The sequence below is a fragment of the Nocardia sp. FBN12 genome (genome assembly GCF_054031145.1).
In genome coordinates, this window is sequence record NZ_CM132926.1 from 3,505,635 (window position 1) to 3,524,548 (window position 18,914).

At 67.3% G+C, this 18,914-nt stretch carries 17 protein-coding genes; 4 read left to right on the top strand and 13 right to left on the bottom strand.

Annotated elements, in window-relative coordinates:
* Positions 1 to 74: 74 nt before the first annotated feature.
* The 6 genes from ACWZHB_RS16880 to ACWZHB_RS16905 form a co-directional block, all read right to left on the bottom strand.
* Positions 75 to 2,447 carry a RelA/SpoT family protein gene (locus tag ACWZHB_RS16880; RefSeq protein ID WP_427908878.1) on the bottom strand — a complete coding sequence of 791 codons (2,373 nt, stop codon included), beginning with the start codon at positions 2,445 to 2,447 and terminating at the stop codon, positions 75 to 77.
* 311 nt (positions 2,448 to 2,758) lie between these two features.
* Positions 2,759 to 3,775 carry an alkaline phosphatase family protein gene (locus ACWZHB_RS16885; RefSeq protein WP_427908879.1) on the bottom strand — a complete coding sequence of 339 codons (1,017 nt, stop codon included), beginning with the start codon at positions 3,773 to 3,775 and terminating at the stop codon, positions 2,759 to 2,761.
* A gap of 234 nt (positions 3,776 to 4,009) precedes the next feature.
* Positions 4,010 to 4,639: an NUDIX domain-containing protein gene (locus ACWZHB_RS16890; RefSeq protein ID WP_427908880.1), complete on the bottom strand. Its 630-nt coding sequence runs from the start codon at positions 4,637 to 4,639 to the stop codon at positions 4,010 to 4,012.
* A gap of 73 nt (positions 4,640 to 4,712) precedes the next feature.
* On the bottom strand, positions 4,713 to 6,038 hold the full coding sequence (locus ACWZHB_RS16895) for an adenylosuccinate synthetase (protein ID WP_427908881.1): 1,326 nt from the start codon (positions 6,036 to 6,038) through the stop codon (positions 4,713 to 4,715).
* Positions 6,039 to 6,063: 25 nt separating this feature from the next.
* Positions 6,064 to 7,011, bottom strand: coding sequence for a hypothetical protein (locus ACWZHB_RS16900; protein WP_427908882.1), 948 nt, complete (start codon positions 7,009 to 7,011; stop codon positions 6,064 to 6,066).
* 96 nt (positions 7,012 to 7,107) lie between these two features.
* Positions 7,108 to 7,542 carry a winged helix-turn-helix transcriptional regulator gene (locus tag ACWZHB_RS16905; protein WP_427908883.1) on the bottom strand — a complete coding sequence of 145 codons (435 nt, stop codon included), beginning with the start codon at positions 7,540 to 7,542 and terminating at the stop codon, positions 7,108 to 7,110.
* Position 7,543: 1 nt separating this feature from the next.
* On the opposite strand from ACWZHB_RS16905, the gene ACWZHB_RS16910 reads away from it, so the two are divergent.
* On the top strand, positions 7,544 to 7,891 hold the full coding sequence (locus ACWZHB_RS16910) for a nuclear transport factor 2-like protein (protein WP_427908884.1): 348 nt from the start codon (positions 7,544 to 7,546) through the stop codon (positions 7,889 to 7,891).
* Here the strand turns inward: ACWZHB_RS16910 and ACWZHB_RS16915 are convergent.
* Complete coding sequence (locus ACWZHB_RS16915) at positions 7,809 to 9,479, bottom strand: ABC-F family ATP-binding cassette domain-containing protein (protein WP_427908885.1); 1,671 nt, start codon at positions 9,477 to 9,479, stop codon at positions 7,809 to 7,811. The genes ACWZHB_RS16910 and ACWZHB_RS16915 overlap by 83 nt on opposite strands.
* A 233-nt stretch (positions 9,480 to 9,712) precedes the next feature.
* Here ACWZHB_RS16915 and ACWZHB_RS16920 point away from each other — a divergent pair, with 233 nt between their 5' ends.
* The gene (locus ACWZHB_RS16920) at positions 9,713 to 10,321 is read left to right on the top strand and encodes a GNAT family N-acetyltransferase (protein ID WP_427908886.1); all 609 of its coding nucleotides are present in this window, start codon (positions 9,713 to 9,715) and stop codon (positions 10,319 to 10,321) included.
* 1 nt (position 10,322) lies between these two features.
* Here ACWZHB_RS16920 and ACWZHB_RS16925 read toward each other — a convergent pair whose 3' ends face one another.
* The 6 genes from ACWZHB_RS16925 to ACWZHB_RS16950 all read right to left on the bottom strand — a co-directional run bounded on the left by ACWZHB_RS16925 (position 10,323) and on the right by ACWZHB_RS16950 (position 17,604).
* On the bottom strand, positions 10,323 to 10,895 hold the full coding sequence (locus ACWZHB_RS16925; RefSeq protein ID WP_427908887.1) for an adenine phosphoribosyltransferase: 573 nt from the start codon (positions 10,893 to 10,895) through the stop codon (positions 10,323 to 10,325).
* 23 nt (positions 10,896 to 10,918) lie between these two features.
* On the bottom strand, positions 10,919 to 12,631 hold the full coding sequence (locus ACWZHB_RS16930; RefSeq protein WP_427908888.1) for an ABC transporter substrate-binding protein: 1,713 nt from the start codon (positions 12,629 to 12,631) through the stop codon (positions 10,919 to 10,921).
* A gap of 25 nt (positions 12,632 to 12,656) precedes the next feature.
* The gene (gene secF, locus ACWZHB_RS16935) at positions 12,657 to 13,835 is read right to left on the bottom strand and encodes a protein translocase subunit SecF (RefSeq protein ID WP_427908889.1); all 1,179 of its coding nucleotides are present in this window, start codon (positions 13,833 to 13,835) and stop codon (positions 12,657 to 12,659) included.
* Positions 13,832 to 15,556, bottom strand: coding sequence for a protein translocase subunit SecD (secD, locus tag ACWZHB_RS16940; protein WP_427908890.1), 1,725 nt, complete (start codon positions 15,554 to 15,556; stop codon positions 13,832 to 13,834). Before secD ends, secF begins: the two co-directional genes overlap by 4 nt.
* Positions 15,557 to 15,653: 97 nt before the next feature.
* A complete protein-coding gene (gene yajC, locus ACWZHB_RS16945) occupies positions 15,654 to 16,004 on the bottom strand; it encodes a preprotein translocase subunit YajC (protein ID WP_427908891.1) in 351 nt (116 codons plus the stop codon).
* A 109-nt stretch (positions 16,005 to 16,113) separates the two neighbouring features.
* Positions 16,114 to 17,604 carry a flavin-containing monooxygenase gene (locus ACWZHB_RS16950; RefSeq protein WP_427908892.1) on the bottom strand — a complete coding sequence of 497 codons (1,491 nt, stop codon included), beginning with the start codon at positions 17,602 to 17,604 and terminating at the stop codon, positions 16,114 to 16,116.
* Between the two features lie 62 nt (positions 17,605 to 17,666).
* On the opposite strand from ACWZHB_RS16950, the gene ACWZHB_RS16955 reads away from it, so the two are divergent.
* Positions 17,667 to 18,296, top strand: coding sequence for a TetR/AcrR family transcriptional regulator (locus tag ACWZHB_RS16955; RefSeq protein ID WP_427908893.1), 630 nt, complete (start codon positions 17,667 to 17,669; stop codon positions 18,294 to 18,296).
* 36 nt (positions 18,297 to 18,332) lie between these two features.
* A complete protein-coding gene (locus ACWZHB_RS16960; RefSeq protein WP_427908894.1) occupies positions 18,333 to 18,911 on the top strand; it encodes a DivIVA domain-containing protein in 579 nt (192 codons plus the stop codon).
* The last annotated feature ends 3 nt before the right edge of the window (positions 18,912 to 18,914 follow it).

The following is an 18,914-nucleotide window of genomic DNA, read 5'->3' on the forward strand; positions in this document are numbered from 1 at the left end:
CAAACTCTCGGCGATCACCTGCACGGTCAACGGCCCGGGCCTCCTCGCGAGGAGGCCCGGGCCGTTGACCGAGATCAGGCGGCGGAGGTCACCCGGTACACGTCGTAGACACCTTCGACGTTGCGCACCACATTGAGCAGGTGACCGAGATGCTTGGGGTCGCCCATTTCGAAGGTGAACTTGCTGATCGCGACGCGGTCGCCGTGGGTGGCCACCGAAGCGGACAGGATATTGACCTTCTCGTCGGCCAGCACCTTGGTCACATCGGAGAGCAATCGGGTGCGGTCGAGTGCTTCGATCTGGATCGCGACCAGGAACACCGACGAGGGCGACGGCGCCCATTCGACCTCGATGATCCGCTCCGATTGCTCCTGCAGCGAATCGGCGTTGGTGCAGTCGGTGCGGTGCACGCTCACCGCGCCACCACGGGTCACGAAGCCCATGATCTCGTCGCCCGGTACCGGTGTGCAGCATTTGGCCAGCTTCGCGACTGTCCCCGGCGCACCGGGGATGAGCACGCCTGCATCACCGGTGACCCGTTGACGGGCTGGCGTGGTCGACGGTGTCGACCGCTCGGCCAGCTCGTTCTCGACATCGCCGATGCCGCCGAGCTGGGCCATGAGCCGCTGCACCACGTGATGCGCCGACACCTGGTGCTCGCCGACGGCGGTGTAGAGGGTGGAGATGTCGCTGTAGTGCAGCTCGTGCGCGACCGCGGTCATCGCCTCGACGCTCATCAACCGCTGCAACGGCAGCCCGACGCGACGGACTTCCTTGGAGATCTGCTCCTTGCCGCTCTCGAGGGCTTCCTCGCGCCGTTCCTTGGCAAACCACTGGCGAATCTTGGCTTTCGCGCGCGGGGAGACCACGAACTTCTGCCAGTCGCGGCTTGGTCCCGCGTTCTGCGCCTTGGAGGTGAACACCTCGATGACTTCGCCGTTCTCCAGCTGCCGTTCCAGCGCGACGAGGCGCCCGTTCACCCGCGCGCCGATGCACTTGTGCCCGACCTCGGTGTGCACGGCGTACGCGAAGTCGACCGGGGTGGACTTCTGCGGCAGCGTGATCACATCGCCCTTGGGCGTGAACACGAAGATCTCCGGCGACTTCAGGTCGAAGCGCAGGGATTCCAGGAACTCGGCGGGATCGGCGGCCTCTCGCTGCCAGTCGAGCAGCTGACGCATCCATGCCATGTCGTCGACTTCGGCGGCGTCACCGGAGTGCTTGCCCTTGGTCTCCTTGTACCGCCAGTGCGCGGCGATGCCGAACTCGGCCGTCCGGTGCATGTCCTGGGTGCGGATCTGCACCTCGAGGGGCTTGCCGTCGGGGCCGACCACCGTGGTGTGCAGTGATTGGTAGACGCCGTAGCGCGGCTGGGCGATGTAGTCCTTGAACCGGCCCGCCATCGGCTGCCACAGCGAGTGCACGACGCCGACCGCGGCGTAGCAGTCACGCACTTCCTCGCACAGGATGCGCATGCCGACCAGGTCATGGATGTCGTCGAAGTCTTTGCCCTTGACGATCATCTTCTGGTAGATCGACCAGTAGTGCTTGGGCCTGCCTTCGACGATCGCGTTGATCCGCGACGCGGCCAGGGTGTTGGTGATCTCCGCGCGCACCTTCGCCAGGTAGGTGTCACGCGAGGGCGCCCGGTCGGCGACCAGGCGCACGATCTCGTCGTATTTCTTGGGGTGCAGGATCGCGAAGGCGAGGTCCTCCAGCTCCCATTTGACGGTGGCCATGCCGAGGCGATGCGCCAGCGGCGCGATCACCTCGAGGGTCTCCTTGGCCTTCTTGGCTTGTTTCTCCGGCGGCAGGAAACGCATGGTGCGCATGTTGTGCAACCGGTCGGCGACCTTGATCACCAGCACACGCGGGTCGCGCGCCATGGCAATGATCATCTTGCGGATGGTCTCGGCCTCGGCGGCCGCGCCCAGGTTGACCTTGTCGAGCTTGGTGACGCCGTCGACGAGGTGGGCGACTTCCTGGCCGAACTCTTCCTTGAGCTGCTCCAGCGAGTAGCCGGTGTCCTCGACGGTGTCGTGCAGCAACGCCGCGACCAGGGTCGTTGTGTCCATACCGAGTTCGGCGAGGATGTTGGCGACCGCGAGGGGGTGCGTGATGTACGGGTCACCCGACTTGCGGAACTGCTTGGCGTGGCGCTCGTCGGCGACATCGAAGGCGCGCTGGAGCAGGCCGAGGTTGGCCTTCGGGTACAGCTCGCGGTGGACGGTGGCGAGGGGTTCGAGCACCGGCTTGACCGCCGCGATCCCGCGCTGCCCGGTCATCCGCCGAGCGAGCCGCGCACGCACCCGCCGCGACGCCGAGCTGGGCACCGAGGCGGTGGGAGACTGCTTGGCGGTTTCGGGGGGCGTCGCCGAGGCACCCTGGCTCGGCGTGGCGCCGGTGGATTCCTGCCCAACCTTCGCCTCGCCCAGTTGTCGAGTCATGCCACCACCTCTCACGCTGCATTCGGACCTTGTCGGCCGAGTGCGGCAACCGCCCAGGTCCTCACTTTAGTCCTCGTACCGACCTGGTGTTCGAGTCACCGGGGTCACAGGCCTGCGGCTAATCCGCCTCTCCGCGGTTTCTGCCGGTCGTTCCCGGGCAGCGTAGTGAGTTCGCGGGCCCGCGGATAGGTGTTCAACGGGTTTTGGACGTCCCCGACGAGTTACCCAGGTCCTGGCGTGATCGGCGGTTCTGTTCCGGCGCGTGTCGCGGGATCTCTGATGAGAACGAGTGCGTGGGGGCGACGAACCGGTCAGCGGTCGTCGGCGTGGGTTGGTCGGGCGCGGAGGCTGTGGCCGTCGAGGCGGCCGGGCGGGGCGGCGAGGAGGTCGAGAACGGTGGGGGTGATGTCCACGAGGGTGTGGGCGCTGGTCACCGTTCCCGGGGTGAAATCGGGGCCGCGGGCGATGACGAAGTTGGCGGTTTCGGCGGCGGTCTGGCCGCCGTGGCCGCCGGTCGGGAGGTGGCCGTGGTCGGTGGTGACCAGGATGGTCCACTGTTCGCGGGGGTTGGCTTCCGCGCGGCGGTCGACCGCGGCGACGATCTGGCCTACCAACGCGTCCACCCGGCGAATCGCGGCCAGGTAGGCACGGGAGGCACCGCCGTGCTGGTGGCCTGCCAGGTCGATCTGGTCGAGGTGGGTGAACAGCAGATCGGGTCCGGAACGCTCGATCGAGGACACCACTTCGGTGGTGGTGGCGGCATCGGTGGCCGACTCGTCGGGGTCGTCGGCGACCGGTGCGGTGGTGAGGGCGAGGTCGGCGCGACGGTCGCCGGTGGCGGCGATCGTCGCGATCTGGTGCCAGGTGCCGATGGAGACCGTGTGCCGGGCGGGGTCGGCCCGTTCGATCCGGGTGAACACGCTCGGGTGCGCCAGGAACGGGCTCGCGTCGAATTCGTTGTCGGTGATCCCGTGCTCGGTGTCCCACACCCCGGTCAGCGCGCTCGCCCACGACGGCCCGGAAATGGTGATGTGCCCGGCGATGTTGCCTTGCGACAGCAGCCCCTGCGCGGCGAGGTGCCGCAAGCGCGGGGCCTGCACTGTGTCGGCCTTGTCGAACATCAACCCGTCGATCCCGATGACGACGGCTTTGTTCACCACCGCGCCGACCCCACGCCGCGGCGTCCCGAACTCCCCCGCCGCGTCAACCGTCGCCCCTACATCGTCGAACGCCGCCACCGACCCGGCGGCCGACCCCACCAGCGGAATCGTCACCAACGCGGTGACCAGCGCGACAAGCACTTTCGCCGGAGCCGACATCTCGCGCATACCCCTCACGATGAGGGATTCATGCCGTTGCGGCGAGACCGGCGCGACGGTGTTCATCGACGTTTCATCGGCTCCGCACGCAACGGACGCCTCGCTGAACAACCCGCGAACCACAGGTCGAGCCGCGAACTCCGATCCACCTTTCGCCGCCTCGGCGCGCGCGTCGAAATGCTGCTGCCTACCGGCGATCTCACCGATGGCGGCATCGAGCAGAGTCGGAACTCCGTGCGCTGCTCAGTCCTCGTCGATGCCGAACGCCCACACCACGGCCGGCCGTCCGGTGGCCTTCACCCGGCGACGTTCACCGGTCCGGCCGAGGCCGGGAATCGCGGCGAGCGTGCGGTTGAGGTTGGCCGGGTCCGGGCGGGCGCCGTTGAGGGACGTACTGAGGTCGACCGCGCGGGTGGCCGGGAACTCGTCGCCCGCCAGTGCTCGGGTGAGCGTCGCGTCCTTCCAGAGCAGCCCGGCCAGCAAACCACGGCTGGTCTCGACGATCCGATTGTGGTCGAACGCCAGCGGCGGGACCTCGTCGAAGCCCACCCACTCGGCGGGCCCCTCGTGTTCGGCGACCACGGCCCACATCGCGATGGCCAGGGTCGGGCCGCGCGGGTCGCGATGCGGTTCATCGAAGGTGACGAGCTGACCGACAGCGCCGATCACCTCGGCCGGTATCCCGAGTTTGGTGTGGACGGCCCGTCTGGCGGCGTCGACGAGACGTTCGCCGCGGCCCAGCAGCACACCGGGTAGCGCGAGTTCGCCGGTGAACGGCTCGAATTCGCGGGGTGCGATGCCGATGCGAACGCCGTTGTCGGCATCCCAGCACCGCAATGTCACCACATCGATCGACACAACGGATTGCTCCACGTCGTCCCATCCTGCCTCGAGCGCCGTGCACTGTCTCGAGCGCAGTGCGTCGGTCACTGACCGGTACCGTGGTTCACGATACGGACGCCCCGATTGTTCCCTCCTCGACGAGTTCACCGGGCCTTCGCGTCCGTTCGGGACGCCCAGTGGACGCATCGCGATTCGGCCAGGGTCTGCGGTCGCGCCGATCCGGACCGTGGCCGGTCAGCACCACCGGCACCAGCAACCGCTCGGCCAGCCACGTCGCCGGGTCGTCGTCTATCGGCACGAGAACCGGTGTCGCGTCGGCGAGTCGCTCGGTCAGTCGCTGCTGGTGCTCGAGATCACGCCACCGGCCGGGAACGAGCTCGGTCAGCCTTCCCGCGGGCGTGTCGTATGCCTGTGCGGCACACAGCGTTGCGGGCACGTCGAGGTGGTTCACGACCAACCCGTCGATCCCGCCACATACGTCGATGGCGTAGCGCAACAGGATCGGATCCATGTGCCCTTGCCGGAACGCGCCCTGATACTGCCCGGTTCCGTTGTGCGGCTCGGGAATTCGGAGCGGCGCCTCGGTCGGTAGCGGACCGGCGCCGTGCCGGGTCGAATAGGTGCGGGTGACGCCCAGAACGGCTGCGGTTCCCCCGATTTCGCGGATCATGGCGCGTGCGTTGCGCGGCTCGACTGTCGACCAGGTGGTGTGCGGGTGCAGGCCACGCCACTCGTCGAGCAGCACGCCCTGCGCACCTTCGAACACCAATCGCCCCGCGCGTGCCGACCTCGCGAGTTCGTCCGCGCCGGTGACACGCACGGCGCGCGCGAAATCGCCGTACATCGCCACCAGTGTGTCGATCGATTCGTAGCCGTGCGCGCTGGGCCCGACGAGACTGTCGTAGTGCGCGGCAAGCCGATCCAGCTTGGCACGTAACACGGCGGGCGCGCGGCAGTCAGCCACCGTCGGTGCGTCGTGTTCGAGTGCGTACCACGCTGTTTCGCCGATGCCACGTCCGCAGGAACCGTGCCGCGAAGAACCCCTCGCGTCCTCGCGGGCACGGTTCGCGGCGATGTGGATCGGGGTGGTCAGCAGGGCGCGCCCGTCGACGGCGAGCAGTCCGAGCGGGTCCCGAACGCCGAGCCCGGCCAGCTGTTCGGATTCGGCGGCGAGCGCGATCGGCTCGACCAGCATGTGCCGCGACAGCAGGGTCGAGACCCCGGAGAAGGTCCCCGATCCGAACTGCGCGAAGGTGTGGTGGCGACCGTCGGCCACGACATTGTGCGCCGCCTGCGCACCGCCGTTGAACCGCACGACGGCCGCCACCCCGAGATCGGCCTCGGCCGAACACAACCAGTCGACCGTCGCGCCTTTGCCCGCGTCACCGAATCCCAGATCGACAACGATGAGGTGATCCGCACCGAACATCGCAGTGCTCCTTGCTCTTTCGATCTCAACGACCGGGCGGCAAGGCGCGCATGGTCCGCCCTGGCTTCGAACCGAGCGCCCGCCCGACCGCGTCCGCCTCGTCACCCGACCCGACATCGCGCAAATCGGCCAGCCCGGTATCGAGATCCACGCGGTCCTCCCCCAATCCGATGGTCAGCGCGATGAGTTCGCAGACCGCGCCTGGGTCGTCGAGTTTCAGGAAGTTCTGCCCCAGCAGTTCCCGCCAGTGCTCGGCGATTTCCGGATCCCGGTAGTAGGAGGACTGATTCGGCAGAATGTAGTACACGTGCCACCGCCGCTCGAGTTCGCGATAGATCGACTCGACCGACACATCGCGCCGCACATGATCACCGACCACCGCCCTGATGTGCCGCGCGGCCAGGCGAGGTTTGTTCAACTCGTCGCCGATCAGGAACAGATACCCTTTCTTTCCGCGCTTGTCCCAGGCATCCGTCGCCACATGCTCGGCCATGAAATCGGCAGCCAGTTCGTAACTTTCGGACTTCTGACCACCGCCGCCACCTTCGAGCAGAATCGCCCGCAGCTGTTCGTCCATCCGATTGTCGGATTCGAACTGCCCGACCTGCAGCGGCACCCGATCGGTATCGGCATCACCGATCGCGCCGAACAGGATCTGCGGATCCTGGGCATATCCCTTGTTCTTCAACAGCCCGTGCAGTTTCCCGAGCTTGTCCTGCATGATCCGCGGCACCCGCCCCATCGACCCGGTCACATCGAACAGCACGGCCACCGGCAGCGAATTCCCGTGCTCGGCCGAATCCCGGCACTCCCGCTTACCGACCCCGAACGGATCCAGCAACGGATGCGCGCACCACGTGTCATACGGCTTGGCCCGCATCTCGGCCGTGTACCCGAAATCGTCCACCCCCTGCCGCGCCCGAAAGGTCTTCCCCGCCCGGTAGGCGGTGTCGTCCCAGCTCCCGTACCCCATCCGAACCACTCCCTCTCGCGTTATCGTTGTTTTAGTCTATCCAACCAAAACAACGATCGTCAAGGCGCCCGGGCAGATTCACCCTGGGCGCACCCGTCAGGGGCAACGGCCGTCCGACAGTGGCGTCAAGCGCGTAGCGACGAGGCCGACGCCGGGACCAGGCCTACCGCCGGGACCCGGATGCCACGTGACGTTGTCCGAGGCAAGCGGGGTGGCACACTCCTTGCAGACGACCACACCCTCGGTCACCCGACCACAGTCGCGGTGGACCACCAACAGCGGCACCCCTTCATCACCGGCCAGCCAGCGATCACCCCAGGCCAGCAGCATGGTCAGGATCGGATAGAGATCGCGACCACGATCAGTGAGTACATACTCGGTGCGGGTCGGATTCTCCTGGTACACGCAGCTTTCCACGATCTCGTGGTCGCGCAGCGTGCGCAGCCGGTCGGTCAGCACGTTGGACGCGATACCGAGGTCGCGACGCAGATCCTCGAAGCGGGTGATGCCGAGGAATACTTTGCTCGGCACCTTGACCGACGATGCCGAACTCCTCTCACCGGTGTCGGGTCGGCTCGTCTTCCGTGGCCGAACCGACCTCGCCCCGCTGCTCACCCTCGTCTATCGAGCAGTCAGCGATCTGCGGTGGACCGACACCCTCGGCACCGGCGACACCCGAGTCCTGTTGGGCGAAGCCAGATTCGGCCCTTTTCGGATGACCGAGGCGATGGTGCTCGACCTCGATCCCGACGGTCGCATCCGGCGGTTGCGCCCCCATCTGCGGCCCTGGCTCGCGCTCACCGCGGTGGCGGTGTGGCTGGGCCCGAATCTGCTCCGGCATCCGGGCGCGGTGCTCCGGGCCGCACGTGCTGGGCGGTAGGCGCCAGGCCGTCTTCGACCAAGCCGTCGGGGGTCAGCTCCAGCCTGCGGGTGACGCCGATGTCGTCGAGGAAGCGCTCGTCGTGGCTCACCACGATCAGCGCACCCTCGAAACTCGCCAGCGCCTGGGTGAGGTGGGCCAGGCTGGGGAGGTCGAGGTTGTTGGTGGGTTCGTCGAGCATCAGTAGCCGGGGAGCCGGTTCGGCGAGCAATAGCGTGGCCAGGGCGGCGCGCAATCGTTCTCCGCCGGAGAGGGCGGCGGCGGTGATGTCGGCGTCGGTGCCACGGAACAGGAAGCGGGCCAGCTGGCCACGGATCTGTTCGGGTGTCGCGTGTGGCGCGGCAGCGGCGACGTTCTCGAACACCGTCCGCGTTTCGTCGAAGACATCGAGTCGCTGCGGGAGCAACCGCCACGACACCTTGGGCTCCTCGGCGACGATCCGGCGCAGCAGGGTGGTTTTGCCCGCCCCGTTGCGGCCGGTCAACGCGATCCGTTCGGGTCCGCTCACGCGCAGGTCGACCACCGGCCCGTTGGCCAGCTCGACCTGCTGCAGATCGAGCACATCCTGGCCCGGATACAGCCGCGTGCCGGGGAGCTCGACCCGGATCTCCCGGTCCGCGCGCACCGATTCCTCGGCGTGGTCGAGAGTTTCGCGGGCGGAGTCGAGTTTGTCGATGTGGGAGTTGCGCAGTTTGCCCGCCGACACCTCGGCGGCGTTCTTACGCAGTCCCGCAACGATTTTCGGCACCCGTTTGTTGTCCTGCATCTTCTGCGCGAAGCGCGCCCGCCGGTCCAGTTTCGTTCGCGCGTCGACGAGTTCGCGCGCCTGCTTGCGCACATCGCTGCGCGCATCACGCACGGCCGCGCGCGCCGCCTCCTGCTCCGCCTCGATGATCCGCTCGTAGTCGCTGAAACCACCACCGAAGGAACGGATTTCACCCGCGCGCAGTTCGGCGATGCCGTCCATCCGGTCGAGCAGTTCGCGATCGTGGCTGACCACGATCACGGTGCCGGCGAACTGCCGGATCACCTCGTAGAGCCGCCCGCGAGCGACCGCGTCGAGGTTGTTGGTCGGTTCGTCGAGCAACAGCACGTCGGGTTCGCGCAGGAGCTCGGCGACCAGGCCGAGCAGCACGGTTTCGCCACCGGAGAGGGTGTCCAGGGTGCGGTCCAGGTCCTCGACCGAACCGGCGACATAGTCGAGCCCGAGCTTGCCGAGCAGTGCGACAGCCTCGTCCTCGACCTGCCAGGACATGCCGACGGTGTCGAAGTCAGCGGGCTCGCCGGTGCCACTTTCGATGCGGTGCAGCGCGTTGCGTACCTCGGCGATACCGAGCACCGCGTCGACTCGCTGTCCGGTCTGCATGCCTAGGTCCTGCCGGAGATAACCGAGACTGCCCGGCACGGAGATCGACCCACGCACCGGCTTCAGTTCACCGGCGACCAGCCGCAACAGCGTCGATTTCCCGGCGCCGTTGCTGCCGACGAGACCGATCTGACCGGGACCGACGACAGCATCGAGCCCGTCGAAAACAGCGGTGCCATCCGGCCAGTGAAAAGTGAGATCGGAAAAAGAAAGAGAGGTCATGCGGATCCCCTTGAGGTGCGACGGAAACACGGTGCGCAGAATGCGGACCGTCCGAGAGCGCTACCTCAAGAAATCAACGCGTGACTCCGATCGCCGGGAACAAGACCCTTCATTGATAACACCGAGCCGCCCCGACGCGCCACCCCTTTTTGTCCTCCTGTGACCCCCGTCATGAAAACGCTAGCCTGGACGCGAGTCGCCATCTCGCGGGCGAACCGGACCGAAGGAGTGCGATGGCGACGATCGTGGTGCGCAAGGCCGCCGGGCGCGACGTCGACGGGGCAGCCCAGACGCTGGCCGCGGCGTTCCAGCACGACCCGGTGATGAGCTGGATCCTGCCGGACCCGGACCGCCGAGCCGCCGGCCTGCCCCGGTTCTTCGCCACGGTGGCGCGCCATATCTTCTTCCCGGCCGGCGCCGCCGACCTCGCACTGCGCCCGGACGACAGTGTCGGCGGTGCCGCCCTGTGGACCCCGCCGAACCATCCGGACCCGTCGCCGCTGACCGAACTGCGCACACTGCCGGGGATCTGGCGCGCGCTCGGCCGCCGCACCCTGGCCGGCAAACAGGTCGGCGACCTGCTCAAGAAGAACCATCCGGCCGAACCACACTGGTACCTGGCGATGCGCGGCTCGGCTCCCGATGTCCGGGGCAAGGGCTACGGGCACGCCCTGCTCCACAGCAGACTCGACCGCGTCGACGCCGATCACGCAGCCGCCTACCTGGAATCCAGCAACCCGGTCAACGTCCCGTACTACGAGCGGTTCGGCTTCGTCGTGACCGGCGAACTGCAGATCCCGGGCGGACCGACACTGTGGCAGATGTTGCGGGCAGCGCGCTGAGTCAGAGCTTGACGATCGAGGTCACCGGGTAGTCACCCTGGTGCTCGCGGCCCTTCAGGAACTCGAGTTCCAGCACCACGGCGGCGGCGACCACCTCGGCGCCGACCTCTTTGAACAGCGCGGCGGCGGCGGCGAGGGTGCCACCGGTGGCGAGGACGTCGTCGAGCAGCAGGATGCGCTTGCCTTCGAGCTCCACACCGTTGGCGGGGATTTCCAGTGCGGCGGAACCGTATTCGAGCTTGTACTCGCGCGAGACGACCGGCGGCGGGAGCTTGCCACCCTTGCGGATGGCGAGCACGCCGGTGCCGAGGGCCGCCGCGACACCGGCTCCGAGCAGGAAGCCGCGGGCGTCGACACCGGCCACGAGATCAGCCTCGGGCGCGAGCGCGGCGAAGCAGTCGATCACCGCGCGGAACCCGGCGGCGTCGGCGAAGACCGGGGTGAGATCGGCGAAACGCACACCCGGCGTGGGGAAGTCGTCGTGCCAACGGGTCAGCCGGGTGACCGCGTCCGCCGCCTCGGCGGTGCGCTCACTGGCCTGATCGTCGGACTCGACCACCGCGTGCTTACTCATCAACCCTCTTTCATCACGTGCACTCATCGCTGCAACACCCAGCGATCCATGTTCCACCCGGTCCCGGCCTGGGTCGGCCCGGCGATCCCGTTCTGCATGCCGTTGCCGAAGGCGATGATGCGCGGCGTCGCGAACAACGGAATGCTCGGCAGCTGCGCCCACAGCAGGTTCTCGGCCTCGGTGAGCAGGTTCAGCGTCGCGGTCGAGTTCGTCTCGCCCGCAAGCTGATCGGTGATCGCATCGTAGCGACCGTTAGCAAAGCCACCGAAATCGAGTCCGCTACCGGCCCGCAACGCGGCGAACGCGACAACACCCGCGCTCGACCCCGCCGGCCCCGGCACCGCGCCGGTTCCGCCGAGTATCGCGTCGACCGCACCCTCCCCGAGCTTCACCGGCGTGAAGTCGGGCGCACCCGCGTCGACCACCGTAATGCCCGCTCCACGGCAGGATTCGGCGATCATCGCCACGGTCTGCGCCCGGCGCGCATCCGGCCCCTGGTACCCGATCCGCACTGTCGGCTGCGCCGTGCCCGAGGACGCCAGGGTCGCGGTGGCCGCCGGAATATCGGCGCCGGGATACCGCTCGGCTCCGCCGGTCACCGCCGGGTAGTACAGCGAATCCTGCTGCACCACATGGGCATTCAGCACACCCGCACCGAGCCCGTGCTTCGCGGGCTCGCCCGCCTTCCCCAGGCTGTCGAACAGCGCCTGGCGCGGCACACACTGCGCGAACGCCCGGCGCACCTCCACCCGCGAGAACACTCCACCGGTGGCGAGCACGAGCTGTTCGGCGCTGCGGCTCGGCACCGTCTGCTCGTCGAAACCGTCGAGCTTCAGATCCGCGACCGACCCGGCCCCGAGATCGACGACCCCGAGCGCGTTCTCCGCGGCCTTGGCGGCGAAGTCGGTGCCCTTCGGCCACACCACGATCCGCTTCGTCTCGGGCGCGTCACCCCACCACTTCTCGTTGGCGACCAGCACCAAACCGTCCTTCGCGCTGAAGGATTCGATCCGATACGGCCCCGATGACGGGAACTTCGTCAGGTCGAGCGCCCCGGACTTCACCGTCCAGCCGGTGTTCCAGAAGTCGGCGATCCGGCCGATCACCTGTCCGTCGCCGGTTTGCAAGGCGTTCACCACGTTCGGCACACCGACCGCCTGCGCCACCACATGCGCGGGCATCATCTCGGCCGCGGTGAACAGCGTCCGCCACGGCAGGTAGTGCTTGCCCGGCCGGAAGACCACAGTGGCGTCCTTGGAGCCCGGCTGACAGTCGATCCGCTCGATCTCGTCGTAGCCCACAGTGCTCGCGGCGTCGAACATCGAGACCGGCCCGCGGTCGCCGGGCCGGGTGTACTTGCCCGAGCGCGCCGACCACGCCAGCACCAGATCGTCGCAGGAGGTCTTCACCCCGTCGGAGTACACCCCGTCCGGGTTGAGCCGGTACTGCACCGTCTGGGTCTCGCCCGGCACCTCCTTGGCCGTGCCGACGTCGGTGTCGGCCACCTGCTGACCGTCGGGTCCGGTGTAGAAGAACCCGGTCAGTACCCGGCCGAACACCGCGGCCGCACCGCTACTGGCGCCGAGCGTGCTCGCGCCGTTGTAGCTGGCCACCGCGGCGTCGACCGCGTAACCGATGGAAGGCACCTGGTTCTTGGTGGAGCACCCGGCCACCACGGAGGTGGTCACCGCCGCCGTGGCGAGCACGGTGATCAGTCGAATCGTGCTGCGTCGCATGATGGGACCCCCTGCTAGTCGGTCGTCAGTGCCTTCTCTTCTGACGCTTCCCGCTCGGCCGCGAACCGGGCCGCGGCGCACCGCTGTCGGTCGGTCGCGGACCACGGGCAGCCGTCGCGCCCACCGGAACCCGAGCGCCCACACCGACTCCCGCACGCTTGTCCAGGACCTTCTTGGTGTGCGCGGCCACCGGACCCCAGCGTTCCTTGATCGAGACCAGCACCGGAACGGCGAGGAAGATCGAGGAGTAGGCACCGACGATCATGCCGACCAGCTGCACCAGCGCGAGGTCCTTGAGCGTGCCGACCCCGAGCAGCCACACCGCGATCACCAGCATGCCGATGATCGGCAGGATGCCGATGACGGTGGTGCTGATCGAGCGCATGAGCGTCTGGTTGGCGGCCAGGTTGGCCTGTTCGGCGTAAGTGCGTTTGTTCAGGTGCAGCACGCCGCGGGTGTTCTCCTCGACCTTGTCGAAGACCACCACGTTGTCGTAGAGCACGTAACCCAGAATCGTGAGCAGACCGATCACCGCGGCCGGTGTCACCTCGAACCCGACCAGCGAGTAGATACCCGCCGTCACGAACAGGTTGAAGAACAGCGACACGATCGCCGCGATGGACATGTCCCGTTCGAATCGGATGGCGATGTACACCATCGTCAACAACACGAACACCGCCAGCGCGATCAACGCCTTCTGGGTGATCTCGCCACCCCAGGTCTCGCTGATCTCGGCGATGCTGATGGCGTTGCGGGTCACCTGCCCGGACGAGTCCTTGGGCTGGAATTCATCGTAGAGCGCGGTCTGGACCTGTTCGATCTGTTCCAGATTCAGGGTTTCCGAACGCACCTGGATGGTGGCCGAGGCACCCGACCCGACCTTCTGCACCGCGACCGGCCCGTGGCCGAGCGCTTGGGCGTAGACGTCTTCCACCTGCTGGGTGCTGACGCCCTCGGCCGCGGGGATCTGGATGCGCGAGCCACCCTCGAAGTCGATACCGAGGGTGAAACCGCGCACCGCGATACTGAGCAGCGAGACCAGCAGCAGCACCGCAGACAGGGTGTAGAAGAACTTGCGCCTGCTGACGATCGGGAAGCCGCCGGTGCCGGTGTAGAGACGTTCGAAGAACCCGTGCTTCGGGCCCTGTACGGACTCGTACTTGTCCAGGTTCACCGATTCCTCGGTGGGGTTGTCGTTACTCATCGTGACATCTCCTTCGACCTGGCCTGGCCGCGTTCCCTGGCGATCTGCTGAACCGAGCCGAGTCCGTTCACCGACGGCTTCGCCCAGAACGGCGAGCGCGCGGCGAGCATCAGCAGCGGTGCGGTGACCAGGTACAGCACGATCACGTCGAGGACAGTGGTGACACCGAGGGTGAAGGCGAAGCCCTTCACCTGACCGGCGGCGAGCAGGTACAGCACGACCGAGGCGATCAAGCTGACCGTCTTACCGGACAGGTTGGTGCGCTGGGCGCGCTGCCAACCGCGCGGCACCGCCGAGCGGAAGCTGCGGCCTTCCCGCATCTCGTCCTTGATGCGTTCGAAGAACACCACGAACGAGTCGGCCGTCAGACCGATACCGATGATCAGACCGGCGATACCGGCGAGGTCGAGGGTGAAGCCGATCCACCGCCCGAGCAGCACGATGATGCCGTACACGGCGACACCGGCCGCGATCAGCGAGAATCCGGCCAGCAGGCCCAGCATCCGGTACACCAGCAGGCAGTACAGCAGCACCGCGATCAGGCCGATCGCGCCGGCGAGCAGACCCGCCTTCAGCGAGGAAAGACCCAGCGTCGCCGAGACCGTCTCCGCTTCCGAAGTCTGGAACGACAGCGGCAGCGAGCCGTACTTCAGGGTGTTGGCCAGCTCGGACGCGCTGTCGGCGGTGAAGCTGCCCGAGATCGAGGTGCGACCACCCAGCTGCGGACCCTGCTGCACCTGCGGCGCGCTGACGACCTTCGAGTCGAGCACGAACGCGACCCGCTTGTTGACGTACTCACCGGTCAGCTTCGACCAGGCGTCGGCGCCGCCGGATTTGAACTCGAGATTCACCTCGTGCCGGGCCTGCTGCGAGTTCAGGCCGGAGGTCGCGTCGGCGATCTCCTGGCCATCGATGCGGCTCGGGCCGAGCAGGAACACCTCGGTGCCGTCCTGCGAGCAGGTGACCAGCGGCAGGGTCGGGTCGTCGTTACCGGCCAGCGGATCTGGCTTGGTGCAGTCCATCGCCGCCATGGCGACCTGCTGCACCTGCTGATCGGTGCTCTGCCGCAATGCCTTGGCGTCGGCGATCTCCTTGGCCTGCTGCTGCTGGTAGGTGAGACCACCGGGCGCCGGAGTCGGCGTCGGGGTCGGCGGTGCCTGCGCGGGGAACACGCGCGACTGCGGCGCCGGGGTCGTCGCCCCCTCGGCGGGCGGGGTCACGCCCTCGGCGGGCGGGGTCGCTTCGCCGGGCACCGGCGCCGGGGTGTCGGTGGCCCCCGTGGGCGCGGTGCCGCCCGGCGGCGCGGTGCCGGTCGCGGGCGGAGCCGCGCCGCCTGCCTGCGGCTGGGTCGCGAAGAGCACCGGACGGATGTAGAGCTTGGCGGTGGTGGCCAGCGCGCGTGCCTGCTGGCTGTCCTCGCCGGGCACCGTGATGACCAGGTTGTCACCGTCGATGACCACCTCGGAGCCGAGAACACCGAGACCGTTGACACGGCTGTCGATGATCTCCTGCGCCTTCTTCAGGCTCTCCTGGCTCGGCTTGTTGCCGTCGGGGGTACGCGCGGTCAAGGTGACGCGGGTACCGCCCTGCAGGTCGATGCCGAGCTTGGCCGACGGGGAATGGTCACCGGTGAAGAACACCAGCGCGTAGATCACGGCCAGCAGCGCGGCGTAGACGCCGAGCAGCCGGAACGGATGCGCCGATCCTTGGGAAGGTGGCACAGCAGGTCATCTCCTAGGCGGAAGTCGAGGCTGGATCGGTGGGCACAACGGTGCCCGGCCCGGAACGCCAGTGCGCCCGGGCGGGAAAAGGGACTGGTCAGTCCTTGGTCAGCCGGGTCTCGGTCTGCTCCACGACTTCCTCGACGGGGGCGTCGGTGGCGTCGGTGACCTCGGGGGTCTGTTCGACCGTCTGCTCGTCGGCGCGCACCTCGCGGATCGCCTGGCGCAGCCAGGTGGTGACCACATCTTCGGCGATCTCCAGGTCGACAGTGTTCTCGTCGAGGTCGACGACGGTGCCGTACAGACCCGAGGTGGTGACGACAGCGTCACCGACCTTCAAGGCCTCCTGCATCGTCGAGACCTTCTCGGCCTCCCGCTTCTGTTTGCGGATACCGAAGAACATCGGCACGAGCAGGGCCAGGATCAGCAGCGGAAACAGGAAGTCCATCGTCGAAGTCAGTCCCTAGTCAGTGGTGGACGTGCAAGTACGCCTGACAGTCTGCCAGTTCCCCGCCGCGGCGACACACCGGACACCGACGCGCACGTGAAATGGGGACTCAGACGGCACGACCGTAGGTGTAATCGTCGAGCGGGAAGGTGACAGCCTCGCGGTGCGCGGCGGCGGTGCTGGTCGGGCGCAGCAACGCCGCTTCACCGTGCTGGTTGAAGTAGTAACTGCGCGCGGTGGCGCAGTCGCCGCCGTAGAAGACCGAGGAACCCAGCTTGTCGGTCATCCGGTCGAGGAACTCGGCGTTGGCCGCTTCGGTCACCTCGAAGGTCTGCTCGCCGCGGCGGAACATCTCGGTGAACAACCGGCCCATGTGCTTCATCTGCGCTTCGATGGTGGTGAAGTACGACAGCCCGCTGTAGGAGTAGGGGCTGTTGAGGCTGAGGAAGTTGGGGAACTTGGGCACGGTGATGCCCTCGTAGGCCTGAAAACGGTTGTCGCGCCAGAACTTTCCGAGATTCACGCCGTCGCGGCCGACGATCTCGATTGCCGGGAAGTTCACGTCCCACAGGTTGAAGCCGGTGGCCAGCAGCAGAGTATCGATCTCGGTCTTGTGGCCGTCGGCGGTAACGATGCCGTCGGATTCCACATGGTCGATCGAGTTCGTTTCCAGCCGCACGTGCGGTTGGTTGAACGTCTTGAAGTAGGTGTTGGAGAACGTCGGGCGCTTGCAGCCGAAGTCGTAGTGCGGGGTGAGCTTCGCCCTGGTCTCGGCGTCGCGCACCTGCGCGAACAGATGCGCCTTCGCCAGCAGCGCGGCCGCCTGATTCAGCGGTTTGGCCTGCCGGTAGTGCAGCACGCCGACGACCATCAGCGCTTCGAGCATGCCGGTGTTGACCAGCCGAGCGGCCTTCTGCGTGAGCGGAACTCTGTCGAACAGTTCCTGCACCACCCCCGGAATCGGCGTGTCGACCTTGGGTACCACCCAGATCGGGGTCCGCTGGAACACGGTCAGTTCGTCGACCTGCTTCGCGACCTCGGGCACCAGCTGCACCGCCGTGGCACCGGTGCCGATAACGGCGGCCTTGCGGCCGGTCAGGTCGTAGTCGGCGTCCCAGTCGGTGGTGTGGATGATCTTGCCCGCGAAAGACTCGATGCCGGGGAACGGCGGGGTGTAGGGCTGGGACAGGAACCCGGTCGCCGCGAGCAGATAGCGCGCGGTCAGCGTCTCACCACCGGCGATCGAGACCACCCACTGCTGGTTCTCCGCATCCCAGCGAGCGCCGTCGACGACGGTCCCGAACCGCATCCGCCTGCGCAGGTCGTATTTGTCCGCCACGCGCTCGGCGTATTCCTTCAGCTCGGCGCCCGGCGCGAACAGCCTGGACCACGACGGGTTCGGCTCGAAGGAATAGGAGTAGGTCACCGAGGCGATGTCGACCGCCAGACCCGGATACCTGTTCACATGCCAGGTGCCGCCGAGATCGTCCTCCCGCTCGAGGATGACGAAATCGCGCAACCCGAGCCGGTCGAGTTCGATACCGGCACCGATGCCACCGAAACCCGCTCCGACCACAATCGCGTCGAGCTGAGGAACCACGCCGAACCTCCATCGTGAGAATGACATGTCATTCTGATTACATCGACTGTAACATCGTCAATGTGACGAAGCCACTCTCGCGAATCGACCAGCGCAAAGCCGAATTGCGCAGGGAGATCATCGATACCGCGTTCGACTGCTTCGCCGAGAAGGGCTATCACGCCACCGGAATCGCCGATATCGCCACGCGCCTCGGCATCGGGCACGGCACCTTCTACCGCTATTTCGCCAACAAGCGCGACATCATCGACCATGTCATCGACGAGGTGAGCGGGCGCATCTTCGGCGCGCTCGACAACGACATGGTGCCCGAAAGCGCCGCCACCATCGAGGAATACGCCGCACTGATCGACCGGATCAGCGATTCACTCAACCGCGTCCTGCTCGACGATCCGCGCACAGCCCATCTGTTGCTGTTCCACGCCACCGGCATCGACGACGAACTCACCGAGCGGGTGTACGGCCTCGTCGACGCCACCGAGATCCTCATGACGCGCTACCTCGATCACGGTGTGCGTGTCGGCTATCTGCGCGCCGACATCGATACCGCCAACACCGCGAAGGCGGCACTCGGCATGATCGTCGCGGGGCTGGTCGCGGGTATGCGAACACCTGATCCCGCGTCGATGGCGGTGTACAGTCACGCCGTGCGGCGGCTGTTCATCGATGGCGTGCGCGCCGCTGCCCGATAACGAAAAGCCGTGGGATAGAAGGGCAATCCTGAGACAATGACCGCTGTGACGCCCGACGATGTGAGCCGCACCCACTTCGCCATGCCGACCCTGGGGCATCGCGGTTATCACGCGGACGAGGTCGACGCCTTCCTGGAAAAGGTGTCGGCCACCCTCGACGGGCAGGGTGGACTCACCGCCGACGACATCCGCCACGTGCACTTCGGCGCACCGCGTTTCGGCGGTCGCGGGTACCAGGCCGACCAGGTCGACGACTTCCTCGACCGGGTGCGGACCGAGCTCGAACATCGCCAGAAGGGCGGCGCTCCCGTTCCGGCGGCGCGCGCGGGCGACGATGTCGCCGAGCTGCTCACCCCCGACGACGTGCACCGCATGCGCTTCACCCAGTCCGCTGTCGGTCGGCGCGGCTACCACGAGGAAGAGGTCGACGCCTTCCTCGACCTGGTCGCGGCCACCCTGGCCCACAACGGGCCGGGCAGCCTCACTACCTCCGATGTGCGCAGTGTCCGCTTCACCGACACCCGCCTCGGCACCCGCGGCTACTCCCGAGAAGAAGTAGACGCCTTCATCGACCTCGTGATCACCGCCATGGAACACCCCGAGCGCCGGCTGTGATAT